We start from the raw sequence: 20975 nt of genomic DNA on the forward strand, positions 1-20975 counted from the left end.
TCTCCTACCGGGATCTCGCGCCCGGCGAACGTTGAGGCGTCGGGCGGGGTCTGGCTCTCGACAGGATGGAACCCGTCGATCACAGTGGCGCGACCGCGCCGGTATCGCACCGGCTTCCCGCCCGGCTCCGATCGCTCTGCTGTGGAGCGACGGGGCAGGGGCGTCAACCGATTTGGAGTTTTGGATGGCGACCCGTCTCGTCCTGATCTGCGCTGGCGGCACGCCCTCGATGCGCGCGGGTGGTTTCCCCGATCCGGCGGAACCGCTCGACGAGGGGGGAAGGGCCAAGGCGGGTGCGGCAAAGCTGGACGGCGCGAAGCCGGCCAACGTTTGGACCAGTCCCGCGGCCGCGGCGCGCGAGACTGCGATCGCCCTGGGACTGGCCGCTACGCCGAGCGAGGTGTTGCGCGACATCGACCACGGTGCCTGGACCGGGCTGTCGTTCGAGGCGGTTCATATGCGCGCGCCTGAGGCTCTGGCGGCCTGGCTGGCGGCGCCCGAAGATGGTGCGCCGAACGGCGAAACGCTTGCCACCGTGGTGCAACGCGTCGAACCCTGGCTTCGCAGCCTGGAGCGGGTCGACCAGCCGATCGTGGCGATCACGCAGGCTAGCGTGATCCGCGCGATGATCGCCACGGCGCTGTCGATACCGGTGGCGGCGGCGCTGCGGATCGATATCGCTCCGCTGTCGCAGACGATCCTGTCGTTCAATCGCGGCTGGCGTCTTCAGGCGCTACGCGGCTGACCGGCGGCGGAGCAGGTAGGTGTCCATGATCCAGCCATGTTCGGCACGCAGCGCGGCACGTTTCGAGACGATTGTCGGTCCGACCTCGGTCAGCGGTCCTGCTGCCAGCGTTTCGTGCGGCATGCCGAGATAGGCTCCCCACCATATGTCGATGTCCTGGGCCGCGATCGTCTCGAACGCGCAGCCGCCGTCGAGCATCACCGCCAGCGTATCGATCCCCGCCGGCCAGCCCTCGTCGCGCAGCCGTCGTCCGGTCGTGACGAGCACCGGCGCGCCGAGGCTGTTGAGTGGTATCGCGTGCGCCGCGGTCAACGCCTGCAGGCTGGTGATCCCAGGGACGACATGGACCCGCAGCGAAATGCCGGCGCGGCGCAAGCGGTCGGCGATCCTCAGGCTGCTGTCGTACAGCGACGGGTCGCCCCAGACGAGCAACGCCAGTCGTCCGCCCTCCGGAAGGTGTCGCGCGACCGCATCCGCCCAGCAATCGGCGATCGCATCGTGCCAGTCGTCGACCTCGGCGAGATAGGCGCGCCCGGTGCCGCGCACGGGGAGGTCGAACTCCACGACCCGCGTGCGGCCGGTCAGGACCGTGGCGCAGATCGTCCGGCGGAGGTCAATCAGGTCGGACTTCGCATGGCCCTTGCGCGGCAGGAGGATGACGTCGGCGGCGTTCATCGCAGCCTCCGCCGCGCGAGTGAGGTGATCGGGATTGCCGGTGCCTATCCCGATCAGATGCAGATCGATCGCGCTCATCGACCATGCGCGATCAGGTGGAAGAAGGTGCCCGAGACGCGACCGCGATACGATCCGCTCTCGGCCACCAGCGTGCCCTCGGCATCCGTGACGTCGGCGAGCGGTGGGTCGGGTTGGTCGAGGATCGTCGAATAATGGAATTCGTGACCGCGCAGGTCGCTGCCCGCCATGACCCCGGCCATCGGCGCTAACAACGTCGCCCGGCGATAGCCAAGATGCATGCGACGTTTCTCATAACTCGTGACCAGACCGAGCAGTCCCGCCATGCGGTGGCGCGTGCCGTCGGCATCGATCAGCGCCTCGCCTAGCGCCATGTAGCCGCCGCACTCGCCGTGCACGGGCCGCGTGCGCGCGTGCTCGGCCAGCGCCGCGTGGAAAGTGTGCGCCTCCGACAGACGGCCGGCGTGCAGTTCCGGATAGCCGCCGGGCAACCACACCAGATCCGCGTGCGGCGCGGGGGCTTCGTCGGCGAGCGGCGAGAAGGGCAGGATCTCGGCGCCGGCGCTCCGCCATCCGGTCAGCATGTGCGGATACGCGAACGAGAACGCGGCATCTTGCGCCAACGCGATCCGCTGGGCCGGCGGCCTGAAGCTATGCGGTTCGAACTCGGCGTGCGGCGCTGCCGATGCTGCGGCGCGGATCGCCGCGAGATCGACATGCTCGCGCAAAAATGCGGCATAGTCGGCGATCCGGGTCTCAAGATCGGCGTGTTCCGACGCCTGCACCAGCCCCAGATGCCGCTCGGGCAGTTTCAGGTCGCCGCGCCGTGGCAGCGCGCCGAACACGTGGATGCCGACCGCCGCCATGCCACTGCGCGCCAGCCGTTCGTGCCGCGGGCTCGCGACCCGGTTCAGGATCACGCCGGCGATCGGCAGATCGGGGTCGTAGCGCGCAAAGCCGAGCGCCGTCGCCGCGGCCGACTGCGCCTGACCCGATACGTCGATCACCAGCACCACCGGCCAGCCAATCCGCCGCGCGATGTCCGCGCTGGCGCCGTTGCCGGTGGCACCCGGTTTCGCGACGCCGTCGAACAGCCCCATCGAGCCCTCCGCCAGCACGAAATCCGCGTCGCTCGCCTGCGCGGCCAGGCCATCGAGCATCGTGCCGCTCATCGCCCAGCTGTCGAGGTTGAACGAGGCCCGCCCGCTCGCCGCGCGGTGGAATGCGGGATCGATATAGTCGGGGCCGCTCTTGAACGGCTGCACGGCCAGCCCGTCGTCACGCAACGCGCGGAGCAGGCCGAGCATGACCGTGGTCTTGCCGGTTCCCGAGGCGGGCGCGGCGATCATCAAGCCGGGAATCATGCCGAGTCCTCCGCAAACCGCGACGTCGCATCCTGCGGTCGGAAGCGACGGTCATACCCTGTCGCATACAGGCTGCTCTCGCCGAAATCCGCCGCGGCGAGGACGCGCCCGACGAGGATCAACGCGGTCCGGTCGGGGCCATCGGCCGCGGCCTCGACGATCGTCGCCAGCGTTGCGCGGGCAATGCGTTGGTCCGGCCAGCTCGCGCGCCAGACGATCGCCACCGGACAGTCGCTCCCGTACGCGGGCGTTACCGCGGCCACCACCTGGGCAAGGTTATGGATCGACAGATGGATCGCCAGGGTCGATCCGGTGGTGGCGAACGCGGCAAGGTCCTCGGCGGGCGGCATCGCGCTCGCGCGTCCGGGCGTGCGCGTCAGCACGACCGACTGCGTCAGGCCGGGAAGCGTCAGTTCGGCTTCGAGCGCCGCCGCCGCCGCGGCGAACGCAGGCACGCCGGGCGTCACGGTGAACGGGATGTCGAGCGCACGCAGCCGACGGAGTTGCTCGCCCATCGCCGACCAGATCGACAGGTCGCCCGAATGCAGCCGAGCGATGTCGTGGCCCTGGGCATGTGCCTCAGCGATCGCCGCGACGATCTGATCGAGCGACAGCGGCGCGGTGTTGACGATCCGCGCGCCGGGCGGGCAATGCTCGAGCAGCGCCGCGGGCACCAGCGATCCGGCGTAGAGGCATACCGGCGACGCCGCGATCAGATCGCGTCCGCGCAACGTGAGCAGATCGGGCGCACCGGGGCCGGCACCGATGAAATGAACGGTCATGCGGCGGTTCCTTGGGCGATGGCACAGGTCGCCATCCGGTTGGGAGAGACGTAGCGGCGGGTCAGGAGCCGTGCGTCGGGACCTGCCGCGCCGAGCGCTGCGGCTTCCGCGACGCTGCCGGTGCCGCGTGCTTCAAGGCTGAACCGCGAGCGCGTGGGCGTGGTTATGCTGCGCAGCATTTCCGGCGTCACGGCGATCAGCGGCAGGTCGAGCGCAGTGGCGAGCGGGGCGAGCAGTGCTGCCTTGTCGTCGGGCGCGGCAAGCGCCGTCACTGGGGGACGCCCGCTCTGCGCAAGCGAGAGCGCGGCCTTGCATGCCGCTACATCGGCGGCGGCACGAAAGCCGAAACCGGCGACGATCACAGCGCGACGCTCCATTGCACGACGGGATAGTGCGCGCGCCACCCGCGTCGCGTGCCGAGTGGGGCGGCGTCCGACAGTTCGATGCGCTGGAGCGTGCCGCCCCTGGTCGCGTGCCATTGGGTCAGCAGGATTTCGGACTCCAGCGTCACGGCGTTTGCCACGAGACGCGTGCCGGAATCGAGCGTCGCGCATAACCGGTCGAGCAAGGCGTTCGACAATCCACCGCCAACGAACACGACATCGGGCGAGGGAAGCCCGTCGAGGATGTCGGGCGCACGGCCGTTGATCACCCGCAGCCGGTCGACTCCCAATTTTGCTGCATTGGCGCGGACCCGGTCGGCGCGAACCGGATCGGCCTCGAACGCGACCGCGCTCGTCGACGCGTGCGACAAGAGCCACTCGATGCCGATCGAACCCGACCCGGCGCCGATGTCCCACAACGTCTCGCCCGGCTTCGGTGCCAGCGCGGAGAGCGTCAGCGCGCGCACCGCCCGTTTCGTGATCTGTCCGTCATGGTCGAACCAGTGATCCGGACGGCCAGCGGCACCGGGCACCACCGCGCCGTCGCCCGCCACCGTCACACCGACGGCCACGGGATGTGCGATATCGGCGAAGTCGAGCGTGGCGGCGGTGCTGCGGCGAATGCGCTCGGACGGGCCGCCGAGCGCTTCGAGGATCCACAGCATGCTGGCGCCGAAACCCAGCTCGTCGAGATAGCGTGCGAGCTGACTTACCGCGGCGCCATCGCGGACCAGGACGATCGCCTGTCGCCCCGGCGCGAGGATCGGACGCAGCCGCGTCAACGGTGCGGCATGGAGTCCCAGGCAGGCGGTATCGTCGATCAGCCAACCGAGCCGCGCGGCGGCAAGCGCGAACGTGGAGACCGCCGGATGCGCCACCCATTCGTCGCGCGCGAGATGGCGCGTGATGGTCGTTCCCGCACCGAACCAGAACGGATCGCCCGAGACGAGCAGGACGACGCGCCGCCCGCGCTGTTCGAGCAACCGCGCGATGCCGTCGTCGAACGGGATCGGCCAGGGTGCGACATCGCAGCGAAGATCGGGTAGCAGCGCGAGATGCCGCGTCGCACCGGTCACCAGATCGGCGCGTTCGATCGCGGTGCGACTTGCCGGCGACAACCCCGCCGGTCCATCCTCGTTGATCCCGACGATCGTCAGCCACGGAACAGTGCGAGCCTCACCCATGCCGTCCATCCTCATTCTCGGCGGCACTACCGAAGCCAGCGCGCTCGCAATGGCACTGGCGGATTGCGGCCGGACCGCGGTGCTGAGCTATGCCGGCCGCGTTGCGAACCCGAAGCCACAGCCGGTGCCCGTGCGGATCGGCGGGTTCGGTGGTGTCGACGGCCTTGCGACCTATCTTCGTGAAACGGGCATCACGCATCTGGTCGACGCGACGCATCCGTTCGCGGCGCAGATGAGCCGGCATGCTCTCGCGGCAGCGTCCTTGGCAGGCGTCCTGCACATTGCGCTTACGCGACCGGCCTGGACGCCAGAAGACGGCGACGACTGGCACCGCGTCGGCGATATCGACGCCGCCGTCGCGGCGCTGGCACGGCCGTCGCGACGCGTCATGCTGGCGCTTGGGCGCATGCATGTCGAGGCGTTCGCAGCACAGCCGCAGCACCGCTATCTCCTGCGCTTCGTCGATCGCGCGGAGCGTGCGATCGGTTTGCCCGATCATCATCTCGTGATCGACCGTGGACCGTTTACCGTCGAGCGGGACCTGACGCTGCTGCGCGAGCACGCGATCGATCTCGTGGTGTGCAAGAATGCCGGCGGTTCGGGCGCGATGGCCAAGCTGGTCGCGGCACGGACGCTGGGGCTGCCGGTTATCATGATCGATCGTCCACCCCTTCCCGCGCGCCACGAAGTCTACGATGTCGCCGTCGTGCTTCGCTGGCTGGGTCACGACGCCGACCTCGGCGTGTAGAGAAACGGCGTGCCGGCGCGCGCGATCATCCGCGTCGTGCTCGACCCGATAATGACGACCGTCCGCATGTCCGCCATCTCGGGCCGCGCATCGGGCAGCGCGACGATCCGCAGGTCTTCGTCGGGCGTCGACACGGCACGGGCGAACAGGACCGGGCGCGCGTCGGCGCAGGTCTCGCGCAGGATCGCCAGGGCGGTGCCGAACCCGTCGGGTCTCGCCTTCGAGCGGGGGTTGTAGAACGCGATCGCGAAATCGGCCTCCGCGGCCAGCCGGATCCGGCGCTCGATCAACGCCTGCGGCTTGAGATTGTCGGACAGGTTGATCGCGCAGAAATCATGCCCGAGCGGCGCCCCGACGCGCGCGCTGGCCGCGAGCATCGCGGTGATCCCGGGCAGCACGCGGATATCGAGCGCCCGCCAGTCCGTCGGCCCGTTCTCGACTGCTTCGAACACCGCCGCCGCCATCGCGAACACACCCGGATCGCCGGAGGAGACGACGACGACCCGGTGTCCTGCGGTCGCCAGGGACAGCGCGTGCGCGGCGCGATCGAGTTCGACGCGGTTGTCGGATGCGTGCAGCGTCAGCCCGGGGCGGGGGACGACGCGCGCGACATAGGGGATGTAGCCGATGACGTCGGTAGCCTCGGCAAGCGCCTGGGTCACTTCCGGTGTGACCAACGCGGCGTCACCCGGCCCGAGCCCGGCGATCGCGAGCCATCCTGCGGGGGTCGTCACGGCCTGCGTCCCTGGCCGTGGATCAGCACGATCGCGAAATACGGCGCGATGTCGGTCGCATCGGCCAGTCGCGTGACGCGCTGGTCGGGCATCGCCGCATATTCCACCAGCCATGCGGACTCCTCGCGACCCGCCGCGATGAGCGCCCGGCGCAGCTTGGCGAGGTGTCGGCCGATCTTCATCACGACCAGCGCATCGGTGTCGCGAATGCGGCGTGTCAATTCGTCCTCGGGCAAGGTCGCGGTCAGCACCGTCAGGACGTCCTCGCCCCAGGTGATCGGCGTGCCGCTCGCGGTCCAGGCGCCCGACATGCCGGTGATCCCCGGCACGACGCAGACCGGCGCGATATCCGAGAGGCGCGAATGCAGGTGCATGAACGAGCCGTAGAAAAAGGGGTCGCCTTCACACAGCACGACGACATCTTCACCGGCGTGCGCGAGCGCCGCGAGATGTCGCGTGCACTCGGCATAGAATGTCGAAAGCCAGTCGTTGTAGCGAGGGTCGGAGATCGGGATCTCGGTCGTGACCGGGTATTCCATCGCGTATTCGATTGCGTCGGCGCGCAGCATGCCGTCGACGATGCGGCGCGCCTGGCCGGGTTTGCCCGCCTTGCGGAAGAACGCGATATGTCGTGCGCCGCGCACCAGGCGATCGGCGCGGACGCTCATCAGGTCCTGCGCGCCGGGGCCCAGACCGACGCCGTGGATCGTCCCGATCGTCATTCGGCGTAGCTTGCGAGCGCGTTGATCGCCGCGACCGTGATCGCGCTGCCGCCCATCCGGCCGTCGACGACGACGCAGGGCACGGGTTGTACCCCCCAGAGCGCGGCCTTCGATTCGACCGCGCCGACAAAGCCGACCGGGCAGCCGATGATCGCGGCGGGACGCGGGCAGTCCGGGTCTTCGAGCATGTTGAGCAGGTGGAACAAGGCGGTCGGCGCGTTGCCGATCGCCACCAGCGCGCCGGCCAGATGCGGTCGCCACAGTTCGAGCGCCGCGGCAGACCGGGTGTTGCCCATGGCGCGCGCAAGCTCGGGTGTTTCGGCGGCGTTCAGCGTGCAAAGCACCGGATTCGCTGCGGGAAGCCGGCCACGCGTAATCCCCTCGGTGACCATCCGCGCGTCGCACAGGATCGGCGCACCGGCGCGCAACGCGGCGCGGGCGTCAGCCGCGAACGTGCGCGAGAACCGGATGTGCTGGGCCAGTCCGACCAGGCCGCAGGCATGGATCATCCGGACGGCGACCGGTTCCTCCTCTGCGGAGAAGCGCGCCAGATCGGCTTCGGCGCGGATCGTCGCGAACGATTGACGATAGATCGCCGCGCCGTCGGTCTCGTAGATATGCGGCATCAGGCGGCTCCGAAATGGGCGAGGACGGCGGGGGCATCGAGACCGGCGAGCGCAGGCGGGTCGCCGGCGCGCGCGACGAAGCCGAGGTCGAACCGACCGGCATTGCCGGTGAGGACGACATCGGCGGGGGCGGACCGCGCGCATCCCTTGGCGCAGCCCGAGACGTGGAGGCGACCGACGACATGCGGCGCGAGGCGGATCGCGAGGTCGCGGGTTGCGACGCTGGCCTGCGGGCAGGCGGGGGCGCCGACGCACGCATCGACGCGGACCGTCGCGGCGTCTTCGCGGCCGAGCATGATGCCTGGCGCTCCGCCTTCGACGATGAGCGTTCGCCAAGGTGTCACGCGGATCGCGGTTGCACCGCTCGCGCGCATGAACGCCGCGAGCTCCGCTGCGTCGATCCTACCGAACGGCAGGCCGTGTGCGGTTCCGGTCCTAAAGGCGAGTGTTGTGATCGGCGCCCGCGGCCGAACGCTTGCGATCATCGGCAGGGGGGCCGCATGGCGCGCCATCCGCCCGACATCGCCGCCGCCGGTGTCGACGAACCAGTGCGCCAGCCCGATCAGCGCGTCGACCTCGCCGCCTGCGATCCGCGCCCCTGTTTCGCGACCGTCGGCGCGGAGGATCAGGTCACCATCGGTACTGCGCTCGATCCGGAAGTCGGCAGGGTCGGCGTGCAGCACGGGCGTATCGCCGGCATCGATCGCGAAGCCAACCTTGCCAGGCAGATCGGGCAGTTCGGACAGCCGCTGCATTAGCTCGCTCGCCATCCGGTGCGTGTCGTCGCCGGTGCGCCAGTCCGGTGCGACGAGGATCGCGCGTCGGGACTCCGCGACCGGATCGCGGTCGACTAGGCCCAGATCGCACAGCTCTTCGATCAGTGGTTCCCAGGCGTCGACACCGCGGATCTGGAGGTTGGCACGATTGGTCGCGTCGATCTGGCCGTTGCCATGGACGATGGCGGCCTCGCAAAGCCCGAGCACCTGCTCGCGGGTCAGGCGGCCGAGTTTCGGGCGGACGCGGACGAGCAGTCCGTCGCCCGCGGCCATCGGACGCCACGCGGTCGGGCACCAGCCGCGGATCACGCGTCGATGTCCAGTTGCGCGAGGATCGAGTTGCGGCGTGTCGTCCACAGGCCCGAGGCATGGAGCGCGGCAAATCGCGCCTCCAGTGCCGCGAGCGCCTGCGGATTGGCGTTCGCCATGAACGCGCGCACGTCCTCGCGTGCCAGTGTCGCATCATAATACAGGTCGATCGATTGCGGCGAGACGGCATCCGCGAGATGCGCGAAGGCACCGAGGTGATCGAGCGTCACGGCAATCTCGGCTGCGCCGCGGAAACTATGCCGCATCATCCCGGCGACCCAGTCGGGGTGCGCGGCGCGGGCGCGAACCACGCGCGCGATCTCCTCGCGTAGCGACCGTGCGCGCGGCTGTGCGGGATCGGTGGCGTCGAGATGGTAGAGCGCAGCGTCACCGCCCGACAGTGTCTTCGCCGCCGCGAACCCGGCTTCGTGCGCGGCATAATCCGCGGCGAGCAGCAGGTCGGTTTCGGGCAGGTCCTGGATATGGACGAAGCTGTCAGCGGCGGCGACGCGGTCGCGGATCCCGGCGGGGTCGGCCCGCTCGCCGTCGTCGAGCGCATAGGCCGACGCCGCCAGCCACGCTTCGCCGGCGGCGAGGCGCGCCTCGGGCGTGTAGGTTTCGCCGGCATCGTCCATGCCGACGCCGTAGCGGCCGGGGGCGGGGCCATAGACCCTGGGGCTCGCCGGCGCCGCGACGAACGGGTTCAGATCCGCGGGCTCGTCGCGGGCGGCCAGTGCGCGGATGGCCTGGCCGAACATCGTGCAGAGCGTGGAGAACGCGTCGCGGAAGAGCCCGGACACGCGCAACGTCACGTCGATCCTCGGCCGGTCAAGCCGCATCAGCGGCAGGATCTCGACGCCGGTGACGCGCTGCGACGCCATGTCCCAGACCGGTTCGGCGCCGAGCAGATGCAGCGCCATCGCGAACTCCTCGCCCGCAGTGCGCATCGTCGCGGATCCCCACAGATCGACGACGAGTCCCTTCGGATACTCCCCCTGGTCCTGGAGATGCCGGCGGATCAGTTCCTCGGCGAGCAGCACGCCTTGCGCATGCGCTGACCGCGACGGTACCGCGCGCGGATCGATCGCATAAAGATTGCGCCCGGTCGGCAGCACATCGGCGCGACCCCGCCACGGCGACCCCGCAGGCCCGGACGGGACGCGGCGCCCGGCAAGCGCTGCGATCAGCCCGTCACGCTCCGCGTCGCCATGAGCGCCGCGCCCGAACACATGCAGTCCGTCGCCGAACCGGCTGTCCTTCACGTCGCAGACGAACGTATCGATCCGCGTGACGACGTCCGCGGCGGATGCCGCCTGGTCGAGTGCCAGCGTGTCCTCGAGCCCGAGCGCGTTCGCCTCGTCGCGAATGTCCGCCTGCAACCGCTTCCGTCGTGCCGGATCGAGCCCGTCCGCAGTGGAAAACTCGTCGAGCAAGGCTTCGAGCCGATCCATTCCCGTGCCGGTTTTCGTGCCGATCATCGGTGGCGGGACGTGGCCGAGCGTGACGGCGCCGATCCGTCGTTTCGCTTGTGCCGCCTCACCGGGATCGTTGACGATGAACGGATAGACCACCGGCATCGCGCCGGTCAGCGCCTCGGGCCAGCAGGCGTCCGACAGCGCGACCGCCTTGCCGGGCAGCCATTCGAGCGTGCCGTGCGCGCCGACATGGACCAGCGCATCGGTGCCGCGTGACCGCAACCAGAGATAGAAGGCGACATAGCCGTGGCGCGGGCAGCGCGAGAGGTCGTGATATTCTTCGGTTCGAACGGCAGATCGTCCCCGTTCGGGCTGGAGCGCCACCAATGCGGTGCCGGTCGACAGCGCCGCGAACCGGAACGCACCGGCCTGAACGGCGGGATCGTCTTCGGGTTCGCCCCAGGCAGTGAACAGCTCGGTTCGCAGCGAGACGGGCAGGGCGACCAACGCGGCGCGGTATGCCGCGAGCGGCCATGCGATGGGGTGTGACCCGAGAGCAGTCGTTATGTCGTGCTGGGATTCAATCGCGTACCCCGCGGTCTTCAAATCCTCCAGCATCGCGTCGACCGAGGCGATCGCATCCAGTCCCACGGCATGCGCCATCTGGTGCGCCTTGCCGGGGTAGGTCGACAGGATGATCGCCAGGTTTCGCTCGGTCGGAGGCTTGGCGGCCAGTGCGATCCAGCCATCGATCCGTGCGGCGATCGCGGCGATGCGCTCTCCATCCGCGCGATGTTCGCGGCGGGCATATTGCAGATCGGGGTCGGGCGAAGCCGCTTCCTTGAAGCTGGCGACGCCTGCGAAGATCCGTCCGTCGACCTCGGGCAGGACGACGTGCATCGCGAGGTCGGCGGGGGACAGACCGCGCGGCGCATCGACCCAGGCGGTCCGGTCCGACGTTGCCAGCGCGACCTGGAAGACGGGAACGTCCGCACCGTCGAGCGGTGTCGTATCGTCGCTGCCGCGGCCCGAGAACGCCGTCGCGTTGACGATCGCGACGGGGGCCAGCGCGACGACCCAGCGGCGTAGCCAACCGCTCGCGTCGCCGTCCTTCAACGACGGTACGAACAACCCCAGGACATCGTACCCGCGCGACGTGAAGGCAGTGTGCAACGCGGCGATCGGATCGAGATCCGCCGCCGCCAGATACGATCGATAGAAGATTAGCAGGATGCGCGGCCGCGATGCGGTCATGACGGATGCCGCCGGACACGCGACGCCGGTATCCGGCAGCCACCCGCCGACCGAGGCCAAGGCTGGCGAACCCGTCTTCGGTTCGGCCCGCAACCCCGCGGCGAGAGCAAAGTGCGCCAGCGCCTCACGCGATGCGTCGGCACCGCCGATATCGCAGAGCGCCGACAACTGCCGCAACACCGCCGGAGGAACCGTGGACGCCGCATCCAGCCGGCGGTCGTACCGGCCGTCCGCGGGCAGGACCGCCAAGGCAATCCCGCGCCGCCGCGCGAGTGCTTCGACCTGCTGCAGACCGTAGGACCAATAGGCGGTGCCGCCGATCAGCCGGATCAGGATCGCCTTCGCGCCCGCCAGCGTCTGCTCGACATAGGTGTCGACCGACAGCGGATGCGTCAGCTCGGCCAGATTGGCGAGCCGCACGCTCGGCATCGCGTCGCCATCTGCGATCGCGGCGCGCCAGCCCGTGCTGAACGCGGCGAGATCGCTGTCGGAAAACGAGAGCACGACGAGGTCGGCAGCGCTCTGCCTCAGATCCTGGGGAACAGCGCTCTCTTCCAGACCGTGGGTCTCGCGAAAGACGACGTGCATCGGGATCAGGCTCCCAGCGCTGCTCCGATTGCATCCGGATCGAGCCGGCCGCGCTCGGCGATGACGACCAGTCGGGTTCGGCGTGGCTCGTCGGCACGCCAAGGTCGATCGTAATGCGCGCGGACGCGGGCGCCGACTGCCTGCACGAGCAACCGCATCGGTTTGCCGGCGACCGCGGCATAGCCTTTCACGCGGAGGATATTGCCGCCCGCCGCCAGCGTCTCGATCCGTGTCGTCAGCGCGGCGGGATCTTCGACCGTGTCCCATTCGACGACGATGCTGTCGAAATCGTCGTGCTCGTGATCGTCCTCGCCGTCGTGATGCGAGGGACGTGCGGCGATGTCGTCTTCGGCCGCGGCGCCGAGCCCGAGCACGACGCGCGGATCGACGACGCCATCGACCAGTTCGACGATCGGCAACGGCCGTACGGTCTCGGCGGCGATCACCGCGCGTGCCGCCGCGATGCCGTCCGCGCCGGCAAGGTCGCATTTGGTGAGCAGGATCAGATCGGCACAGGCGAGTTGGTCCTCGAACACTTCCGACAAGGGCGTTTCATGATCGATGCTCGGATCGGCGGCGCGCTGCGAATCGATCGCGGCGAGATCGGGTGCGAACCGGCCCGCGGCGACGGCTTCGGCATCCGCCAGCGCGATGACCCCGTCGACGGTGATCCGCGACCGGATCGCGGGCCAGTCGAACGCCTTCAGCAAAGGCTTGGGCAGCGCGAGGCCGGACGTCTCGATCAGGATGTGGTCGGGGCGCGGATCGAGCGCGAGCAGCGTCTCGACGGTCGGGATGAAATCGTCCGCGACGGTGCAGCAGATGCAGCCATTGGCGAGTTCGACGACGTTCTCCGCCGGGCAGTCGGGGATCGCACAGCCCTTGAGGATGTCGCCATCGACGCCCAGCGTGCCGAATTCGTTGACGATCACCGCCAGGCGACGCCCGCCGGCGTTGCGGATCAGATGGCTGATCAGCGTGGTCTTGCCGGCACCGAGAAAGCCGGTGACGATGGTAACGGGGATCTTCGATAGATCGGGCATTGCAATCTCCTCGCGCCGTGCGACGACGGGCGGGAACTGCATGATCACCGGCGCGCGACGATGGACGGGCGCGAATGCCCATGCCACGCACCGATGCAGCCCCAGCCGCATAGGTTCGTCGCTCAGACGGAGAACCGTGCCGCGGCCATCCCCTGGACCAAGGCAAGAGCGACCCATCGCCGGCAGGTCTCCTGGCTCACGGGTCGTCGCTCGAATACGCGGCCTTCCCAGCGTGCGCGACAGGCGCAGCATCCAGTGGCTGTATCCCGCTTGGCGCAGGATACGTGGCATTCTCGCTCACCGCTTACAGTTGCAGGGACAGCCGCGGAGTAGGGGACGAACCCCGCACCGCATTCCCATTCAAGCCTCTCGCGAGGCACCGGCGCGATCAACGAGGTCCGGCTCAGCCGGTCCTCGCCCGTCGCTTAGCGCAAGCCTGCCGGATTGCCAATTCTCGATCGTGGGCAAAGCGGGAGGTCGCGTAACCTTACGGCGTGGACGTCGCGATCCGCGTCTGCATGGCAGAGATGAGATCGGCGCGGTTCTTTCGCGCGATCGCGGACAGAACGCGGTCGCGGCCTGCCTGCTTGGCGCGCAGCAAGGCGGCGTCGGCGGTCTGGACGATCGACGCCCAGTCGGTATGCAACGGCGCACAGGCGAGCCCGATCGATGTCGTGATCCGCCCCAGATCCTTGCCGTCGTACCGCACGCGGAGCGCGCCGATGCGCTCTCTGATCTCGTCCGCCCGCACCGCGGCGATGTCCGGCTTGGTGTCGGGCAGCAGCATCAGAAACTCCTCGCCGCCAAATCGGAAGACAAGATCGTCGCGGACGATGTCCTTCAGCAACGTGCCGACCGCGCGCAGCACTGCGTCGCCGGCATCGTGACCATGCTCGTCGTTGAACCGCTTGAAATGATCGATGTCGATCATCGCGCAGCACAGCGACGTCCCGTTGCGCTCGGCCTTGCTCACCTCGCGCGCGAGCACTTCGTCGAGTTGGCGCCGGTTGGGCAGGGTGGTGAGCGCGTCGGCCATCGCGAGCGACCGCAGCGCCTCGCGGAGCCGCAGATTGTCCAGCGCCAAGCCGATATTCTCGGCGAGCATCTGAAGATAGACGTCGCTCAGGCCGTCATCGGCGAAACCTGTGCGGCGTTCGAAATAGAGCAGGCCCAACAGGCCGTGCTGTCCGGTCAGCGGCAGGCACAGGCTGTTCGGGACGACCTCGCCGACCAGATGATCGCATGGCACGTCGAACACTGCGCCCGCGGGGCGATGGGGGGCACCCCGACGCACGCCCCAGCAGGACAAGGGCGAAAACTCGTTGGACGAATGAACGGGCTCCAGCCACGAACATGCTTCGAGCAGCGCGTTGCGGACCGGATCGAGCAGATACAGCCGCCCGGCCAGCTGCGGCGCGAGTTCGGGCACGAAACGACCGACGACGGCCTGGAGCTCGACGACGGTGTCGCAGCCCTGCATGCGCTGCGTCATCCGCGACAGCAGGTCGCGCGCCGCCCGATCGGCATCGCGCTCCTGTTCGAGCCGCTGGCGTTCGATCCCGTTTTCCCGGAAGACGCGCAGCGCCTGCGCCATGTCGCCGATCTCGTCGATCCGCTCATAGGGTGGCGGCTCGGCATCGTAATCCTGCGCGGCTAGCCGGCTGATCACATCGCTCAGCTTGACCACCGGGTGCAGCACGCGGCGCCGAAACACGAAATACAGGACGAAGAGAAAGAGCAGGCCAGTGATCGCAAGCATCGCTTCCGACGCCGACCGCCAAATCCGCGCGGTGCGTTCGGCGGCGCGCAATTCGTCGCCGGTGCGCTGGTCGAGGCGGTACTGGAAGCGTTCGACGGCGGCGCGCGAGCGGTCGAGTTCGCGTTCGTATTCGGGCGCGAACAAGATCCGGACGGCGGAGTTTCGATCGTTCTTGCGCCGCGCCAGGATCGCTTGCGCCTGTTGCGCCTGTAGCGCGTCGACCCAGCCCAGCGCGTCATGCAGGCTGCGGAGTTCGTCGCTCGCCGCGCCGGCATCGCGGATATGGCGCGTGCGCATCTCGACCGGCGCGAGGTCGGCCTGCGCGCGTCGATAGGCGAGCAGGTCCGCGGCGTCGCCGTTGATCGCGAACTGTCGGGCCAACTCGCTCAGCGCCAACGCATCGTCCTCGATCGTCGCTGTCGCGCGGTCGAGCGCATAGCGTTGATCCACCGCGGCGCGCTCGCGCTGCTGCGCCGACGATGCGAGCAGCATCGTCGTACCAGAGACAAGCGTCAGCGCGACGGTGACGCCGTAAGCCCAGTTCGTTATCGCGACCAACCGCATGCGCGGAATTTACAACGACATACCTAGCGGTTCGTTAATAGCCGGCGACGATCGCCTGCCATTACGGGTTGAATTCTGCCCCAAAACGCTCTCAAGAAACATGACATTTATGTTAGATTGATAGTGACTCGCAAAAGCGTCTCCGCTAGTCGCCCCCGTAACAAAGGGGTTCAGTATGAGTTTGATGAGCATTTTGCTGGCTGGCGCGACGCTGGTTGGAGAGCCTGGACACGCGGCGATCGCGACACCGGTGCGATCGGACGTCGCCGACGACCGCGGGGGTGAGGGGGAGCAGAAGTCGGACGAGATCCTCGTGGTCGGCAAGAGCTATGGCCGGGAGGTCGGCAAGACCGTCACGCCGCTGAAGGATACGCCCAATACCGTCACGGTGATCGAGCGCGACCAGATCGAGGCGCAGAACCTGTTCACGCTGGAAGACGCGCTGACCGCGACCAACGGGATCACCGTCAATGGCGTCGGCAGCGAGGACCCGTCGTTCCTGTCGCGCGGCTTCGTCATCAACAACTATCTGATCGACGGCGTGCCGACGTTTTCGCTGAACTTTCCCGCGGTCGTCCCCGACCTGTTCTTCTACGACCGGCTCGAGGTGTTGCGCGGCCCTGCCGGGCTGTTCAGCGGATCAGGCAACCCGGCCGGCAGCATCAACCTGGTGCGCAAACGTCCGCTCGATGCGCTGCGGGTGCAGGCGAGCGCAGGCTATGGCAGTTACGACAACGCCCGGTTCGAACTCGACGTTTCGACGCCGGTCGGTCCGAAAGCTGGCATTCGCGTCGGCGCGATGCTGCAGGATCAGGACCAGTTCTTCGACACCGCGCACCGCAACCGGCTCGGCGCATTCGCGGTCGGATCGCTCGAGATCGGCGAGCGCACGACGCTGACGGTCGGCGGGAATTACGATCGGTTCCGCCCGGCGGTCCAGTCGGGCCTGCCCGGTATCGCGGGCGGCGCCGACGGTAGCGACGGAGCCTTGCTCGCCATCGACCGGTCGACCTATCTCGGTGCGGACTGGAACCGGTTCGAGAGCAAGAGCTGGACCGGGTTCGCCGAACTCACGCACAAGGTCAGCGACCGCTGGACGCTGCGCGCGACCGGGCTGTTCACCGATGTCGATCGCGTCGACATCTACAGCTATATCGGCAACCAGCCGGTCACCGCGACCAACGGCAGCACCAACCACATCGCCTATCGCGGCGACAGCAAGCAGCGGACCCGGTCGTTCGATTTCAACGGGATCGGCAGCTTCCCGCTGTTCGGGCGCGACCAGACGCTGATCCTCGGCGGCGATTATCAGGCGAGTTCGGGGACGTCGTTCGCGACGCGGCTGTCGAACTATGCGCGGATCGACGTCTATAACCCGGTATCCCCGCTCGAACCGCCGCTCGATCCCTACGGCCCGCTGCCTTATTATCCGGTTCAAGGTACTGGGGCGACCTGTCCCACCAGCGGTACCGCGATCACGCCCGCACCGGCCAATTGCGTGCTCCAGGTCTATGGTGGCTCGGCAACCGACGTCGAACAATACGGCCTGTACGGGCAGATGCGGCTGAGCCCGGTCGCGGGGCTGACGCTGGTCGGGGGCGGACGTCTTACATGGTGGGATACCACCGTGACGACGCTCCTCACGCCCACCGGTGCGCTGCCCGCGGCCTCGCGCTACGGTTTCGACAATCGGTTCACGCCCTATGCTGGGATCGTCTGGGACGTGACGCCTGCGCTCAACATCAACGGGAGCTACGCGGACAGCTTCACGCCGCAGGCGGCGCCGGTCGGTCGGACACGACCCGACGGACGGCAGATCGAACCGTTGACCGGCAAGCAGTTCGAGGCGGGGACGAAGCTTTCGCTGATGCACGACCGGCTGTTGCTGTCGGCGGCGGCGTATCAGATCACGCAGTCGAACCGGCTGTACAACGATCCCGACCTGCCGACGAGCGTGCTCCAGATCGGCAAGGTCCGCGCGAGGGGGATCGAGACCGAGGTCAGCGGCGAGATCGTGCCGGGCTGGCGGATCAACGGCGGCTACAGCTACACGCGGACCAAGTATCTTGAGGACGCAAACCCGCTGTTCGAGGGGATCAGCCTGGTGCCGATCGTCCCGAAGCACATGGCGAAGATGTTCACCAACTATGCGCCGGTCGCCGGTCCGCTTGCAGGCCTGAGCCTTGGCGGTGGCCTGACATGGTTCGGCAGCACGTTCGGCGGCACGGGGGCGGTGTTCAATACGGACGGTACCGTCCGCACCCGGTCGAGCATCGTCCGCCAGGGGAGCTATGCGGTGCTCGATCTGCGCGCCGGCTATGCGCTGACCCCGCGGCTGGGCGTCTCGGTGAACGTCAACAACGTCCTCGACCGCGACTATTACGCGCGGATCAGCTCGACCGGGCGCGGCAATTACTACGGCAGTCCGCGCACCGCGTTCGCGACGTTGCGGTACACCTTCCGGTGACCGCAGGCGACCTGCACGCCCGCGCCCGCTGGGCACGACGCGGTGACATCGGCCTGCGGGTCGTCGCCGCCGTACCGCTCTGCTACGCGACCGCGAGCCTGTGGGCGATGGCGCTCGCGCGCATCCTGCCGGGTGAGCGGACCGAGGCGACGGTCACCGCGACGTTGATCGCGCTCGCGCTGTGCGCGGTGGCGGCGATGTGGGCCTTTGCGGCACGAAGCGGCTGGCGCGCGCTGTGGACGCTGGGGGTTGCCGCCGGGATCGCGGCGACGATCGCCTGGGTCTCGATCGATGCGACGGGCCGGCTGTGAGCAAGGGCTTTCGCCAATCGCAGGCTTTCCTGCACACCTGGTCGGGGATGCTGCTCGGGTGGATCCTGTTCCTCGTGTTCGTCGCGGGTTCGCTCGCGTTCTGGCGCGAGGGGCTCAACCGATGGACGCGCCCCGAACTCGCGCGGATCGAGCAGCCGATGCGCGTGCTGGCGGGATCGCAGGCGTTCATCGCGAAGACCGCCCCCGACGCGAAAAGCTGGTTCATCCCGATCGTGACCGACCGGATGCCCGGCGCGCAACTCTTCTGGGTGCCGCAGCCAAAGCCCGGCGAAGCTACGGGACGGCGCGGTCGCGGCCGTCGCGATACCCAGGCGCTGATCGGTGCCGACGGGCAGGTCGCGCACGCCCGTGACACCCGCGGCGGCGAGTTCTTTTACCGCTTCCATTTCGACCTCCATTACATGCCGGTGATCTGGGCGCGGTGGATCGTCGGATTTGCGACGATGATGATGCTCGTCGCGATCCTGACCGGGATCGTCACGCACAAGAAGATCTTCAAGGACTTCTTCACGCTGCGCCGCGCCAAGGGCCAGCGATCGTGGCTCGACGGGCATAATGCGACCGCGGTGCTGGCGCTGCCGTTCCACTTGATGATCACCTATACCGGGCTCGTCACGCTGATGGCGCTGCTGATGCCCTGGGCGGTCGTCGCGAACTATACCGACGAACGCGTGGTCGCGGCGGCGCTGTTCCCGAGCGCGGCGGCGGTCGAGCGGACCGGGCGGCCTGCGCCGCTGATCGACCTGCGACGGGTTGCCGCCGATGCCGAACGCCGCCTGGGTGCGCCCGCGAGTTTCATCGAGGTCAGCGATCCGGGCGATGCCGCGGCACGCGTGACGGTGAGCCAGAGCTTCGGCTCGATGCTGTCGTCGCGGACGCCACGCCTCGCCTATGACGGCGTGTCGGGTCGGCTGGTCTGGCGCTCGCCGATGCCCGGTGCAGCGGCCGAGACGGCCGGGGTGATGATCGGGCTGCATGCCGGACGGTTCGCCGGCTATGGTGGGCGCTGGCTGTATTTCCTGTGCGGGGTCGCAGGCACGCTGATGGTGGCGAGCGGTCTGGTGCTGTGGACCGTTAAGCGGCGCGAGCGATTGCCCGATCCGACGCGGCCACATTTCGGCTTCCGGTTGGTCGAGCGTCTCAACGTCGCGGTGATCGGCGGTTTTCCGCTCGGCGTCGCGGCGTTCTTCTGGGCCAACCGCGTGATGCCGGTCGATCTCGGTGGTCGCGCCGAGTGGGAGGTGAATACGCTCTTTATCGTCTGGGCGATGTCGGCGGTCCTGGCGCTCGTGGCGAAACCTCGCTTTGTCTGGTCGCTGCTGTTCGCCACGACGGGCGTGTTGCTGGTCGTGCTCCCGTTCTACGACATCGTCGCGACCGATCGCGGCATCCTCGATATGCTGGCCCGCGGCGACCTGGTCATCGCGGGTATAGACGCCACGATGGGCGTATTCGGGATCTCGTTCCTCGCAGTCGCGCACCGCGTCGCGCGCCATCGCCCGAGTGCAAAGCGCGTCCGCAAACCCCGTAGCGCCGAGGCGCGCGTGCTGGAGCCTGCCGAATGATCGTCCTGCCGTTGATCCTGTCGATCGCCGCGTTCCTGTCGCTCGGGCTGTCGACCGATGCGCATCATCGCCGTCGGTTCGGGGCCGGTCCGACGGCAGGACGGCGAAGGGCGCTGCGATCGGCCGGATGGACTGGCCTCGGCGCTGCGTTCGTACCGACGATACTGGCGCGAGGATGGGTGTTCGGGCCGATCCTGTGGGTCGCGGCGATCATGGCGGGCGCCGCAATCGCCTTTCTGGTCCTCAACCTCGTCCCGGATCCGCGGAGTCGAGCCTGAGCGTTTAGTCGCGTCCGGCGCCGGGAACGATCCGGCGCAGTTCGCGGTGGCCGTCGATCCATTCATGCTTGAGCGCCCCCGCGACGTGCAGGCCGACCAGCGCGTAGAGGACATAGGCGAGCCAGGCATGCGCGGCGCCGAACACCGCATGCAGCGTCTCGCGCGTCGCAGGATCAATCGATCCGAACGCGATCCGCGGCCACTCGACCAGGCCGTAGAGATACATCGGATGCGTCGCGGCATCCTTCCACGCGGAATCCATGATCCAGCCCGACAACGGCATCGCGAAGATGATCGCATAGAGCAGCCAGTGCGTCACGTGCGATACCGTAACCTCCCAGCGCTGGTAGCGGGTCGGCAGCGCCGGCGGGCGGTGCGTCGCCCGCCACAGCAGCCGCATGATCGCGAGGCCGAGCACGGTGATGCCGACCGACTTGTGCAAGTCGATCACGGGGCGGACATGATCGTCGGCCAGATACGGCCAGACCCACGCAAGCCCAACATTGACGACGATCCCGAGGGCGACCAGCCAATGGAGCGCAATCGCGACCCCGGTATATTTCCTGACCATCCGCCTGTGCCTCGCTCGTTGTTGCCGGCCCTTCGTCTGCGCGGGCGATTTCCGCAATAGCCCATTCATCCGT

At 68.4% G+C, this 20975-nt stretch carries 19 protein-coding genes and 1 riboswitch; of the genes, 6 read left to right on the forward strand and 13 right to left on the reverse strand.

Annotated elements, in window-relative coordinates; genetic code table 11:
• The first annotated feature begins 184 nt into the window (after window positions 1-184).
• On the forward strand, window positions 185-745 hold the full coding sequence (locus tag ASF09_RS06105; RefSeq protein WP_060525382.1) for a histidine phosphatase family protein: 561 nt from the start codon (window positions 185-187) through the stop codon (window positions 743-745).
• Here ASF09_RS06105 and cobF read toward each other — a convergent pair.
• Genes cobF through ASF09_RS06130 form a run of 5 tightly spaced genes read right to left on the reverse strand, consistent with a single transcriptional unit; the run spans window position 734 to window position 5151 of the window.
• Window positions 734-1498, reverse strand: coding sequence for a precorrin-6A synthase (deacetylating) (gene cobF / locus ASF09_RS06110; protein ID WP_060525383.1), 765 nt, complete (start codon window positions 1496-1498; stop codon window positions 734-736). The genes ASF09_RS06105 and cobF overlap by 12 nt on opposite strands.
• The gene (locus tag ASF09_RS06115; RefSeq protein ID WP_060525384.1) at window positions 1495-2802 is read right to left on the reverse strand and encodes a cobyrinate a,c-diamide synthase; all 1308 of its coding nucleotides are present in this window, start codon (window positions 2800-2802) and stop codon (window positions 1495-1497) included. Before ASF09_RS06115 ends, cobF begins: the two co-directional genes overlap by 4 nt.
• Window positions 2799-3584: a precorrin-4 C(11)-methyltransferase gene (gene cobM, locus ASF09_RS06120; RefSeq protein WP_060525385.1), complete on the reverse strand. Its 786-nt coding sequence runs from the start codon at window positions 3582-3584 to the stop codon at window positions 2799-2801. Before cobM ends, ASF09_RS06115 begins: the two co-directional genes overlap by 4 nt.
• Window positions 3581-3961: a cobalamin biosynthesis protein gene (locus ASF09_RS06125; protein WP_082444111.1), complete on the reverse strand. Its 381-nt coding sequence runs from the start codon at window positions 3959-3961 to the stop codon at window positions 3581-3583. Before ASF09_RS06125 ends, cobM begins: the two co-directional genes overlap by 4 nt.
• Window positions 3943-5151 carry a bifunctional cobalt-precorrin-7 (C(5))-methyltransferase/cobalt-precorrin-6B (C(15))-methyltransferase gene (locus ASF09_RS06130; protein WP_060525696.1) on the reverse strand — a complete coding sequence of 403 codons (1209 nt, stop codon included), beginning with the start codon at window positions 5149-5151 and terminating at the stop codon, window positions 3943-3945. Before ASF09_RS06130 ends, ASF09_RS06125 begins: the two co-directional genes overlap by 19 nt.
• On the opposite strand from ASF09_RS06130, the gene ASF09_RS06135 reads away from it, so the two are divergent.
• Entirely contained in the window at window positions 5150-5899 is a 750-nt protein-coding gene (locus tag ASF09_RS06135; protein ID WP_060525386.1) for a cobalt-precorrin-6A reductase, read from the forward strand. The genes ASF09_RS06130 and ASF09_RS06135 overlap by 2 nt on opposite strands.
• Here the strand turns inward: ASF09_RS06135 and cobJ are convergent.
• The 7 genes from cobJ to ASF09_RS06170 all read right to left on the reverse strand — a co-directional run bounded on the left by cobJ (window position 5875) and on the right by ASF09_RS06170 (window position 15689).
• Window positions 5875-6633: a precorrin-3B C(17)-methyltransferase gene (gene cobJ, locus ASF09_RS06140; RefSeq protein ID WP_060525387.1), complete on the reverse strand. Its 759-nt coding sequence runs from the start codon at window positions 6631-6633 to the stop codon at window positions 5875-5877. The two genes, ASF09_RS06135 and cobJ, sit on opposite strands and share 25 nt — an antisense overlap.
• Window positions 6630-7355 carry a precorrin-2 C(20)-methyltransferase gene (gene cobI, locus ASF09_RS06145; RefSeq protein WP_060525388.1) on the reverse strand — a complete coding sequence of 242 codons (726 nt, stop codon included), beginning with the start codon at window positions 7353-7355 and terminating at the stop codon, window positions 6630-6632. The genes cobJ and cobI overlap by 4 nt, the downstream gene beginning before the upstream one ends.
• A complete protein-coding gene (locus ASF09_RS06150; protein WP_060525389.1) occupies window positions 7352-7981 on the reverse strand; it encodes a precorrin-8X methylmutase in 630 nt (209 codons plus the stop codon). The genes cobI and ASF09_RS06150 overlap by 4 nt, the downstream gene beginning before the upstream one ends.
• A complete protein-coding gene (locus tag ASF09_RS06155; protein WP_060525698.1) occupies window positions 7981-9030 on the reverse strand; it encodes a cobalamin biosynthesis protein CobG in 1050 nt (349 codons plus the stop codon). Before ASF09_RS06155 ends, ASF09_RS06150 begins: the two co-directional genes overlap by 1 nt.
• Window positions 9031-9062: 32 nt before the next feature.
• Window positions 9063-12323, reverse strand: a complete 3261-nt coding sequence (cobN, locus tag ASF09_RS06160) for a cobaltochelatase subunit CobN (RefSeq protein ID WP_060525390.1) — start codon at window positions 12321-12323, stop codon at window positions 9063-9065.
• A gap of 5 nt (window positions 12324-12328) precedes the next feature.
• Window positions 12329-13366, reverse strand: a complete 1038-nt coding sequence (gene cobW, locus ASF09_RS06165) for a cobalamin biosynthesis protein CobW (protein ID WP_060525699.1) — start codon at window positions 13364-13366, stop codon at window positions 12329-12331.
• A 164-nt stretch (window positions 13367-13530) separates the two neighbouring features.
• A riboswitch (cobalamin riboswitch) is annotated at window positions 13531-13765 on the reverse strand.
• 88 nt (window positions 13766-13853) lie between these two features.
• A complete protein-coding gene (locus ASF09_RS06170; protein WP_060525391.1) occupies window positions 13854-15689 on the reverse strand; it encodes a diguanylate cyclase in 1836 nt (611 codons plus the stop codon).
• 175 nt (window positions 15690-15864) lie between these two features.
• Here ASF09_RS06170 and ASF09_RS06175 point away from each other — a divergent pair, with 175 nt between their 5' ends.
• The 4 genes from ASF09_RS06175 to ASF09_RS06190 are packed head-to-tail and all read left to right on the forward strand — an operon-like array spanning window position 15865 to window position 20331.
• Window positions 15865-18156 (forward strand): TonB-dependent siderophore receptor, encoded by a 2292-nt coding sequence (locus ASF09_RS06175; RefSeq protein WP_060525392.1) that lies wholly within the window; start codon window positions 15865-15867, stop codon window positions 18154-18156.
• Window positions 18153-18467, forward strand: coding sequence for a hypothetical protein (locus tag ASF09_RS06180; RefSeq protein ID WP_060525393.1), 315 nt, complete (start codon window positions 18153-18155; stop codon window positions 18465-18467). Before ASF09_RS06175 ends, ASF09_RS06180 begins: the two co-directional genes overlap by 4 nt.
• The gene (locus ASF09_RS06185; RefSeq protein WP_060525394.1) at window positions 18464-20053 is read left to right on the forward strand and encodes a PepSY-associated TM helix domain-containing protein; all 1590 of its coding nucleotides are present in this window, start codon (window positions 18464-18466) and stop codon (window positions 20051-20053) included. The genes ASF09_RS06180 and ASF09_RS06185 overlap by 4 nt, the downstream gene beginning before the upstream one ends.
• A complete protein-coding gene (locus ASF09_RS06190; protein ID WP_060525395.1) occupies window positions 20050-20331 on the forward strand; it encodes a DUF3325 domain-containing protein in 282 nt (93 codons plus the stop codon). Before ASF09_RS06185 ends, ASF09_RS06190 begins: the two co-directional genes overlap by 4 nt.
• A gap of 4 nt (window positions 20332-20335) precedes the next feature.
• Here the strand turns inward: ASF09_RS06190 and ASF09_RS06195 are convergent, their stop codons facing one another.
• Window positions 20336-20902, reverse strand: a complete 567-nt coding sequence (locus ASF09_RS06195) for a cytochrome b (protein ID WP_060525396.1) — start codon at window positions 20900-20902, stop codon at window positions 20336-20338.
• Window positions 20903-20975: the final 73 nt, after the last annotated feature.

This window comes from Sphingomonas sp. Leaf242, from assembly GCF_001422045.1.
GTDB lineage: Bacteria > Pseudomonadota > Alphaproteobacteria > Sphingomonadales > Sphingomonadaceae > Sphingomonas.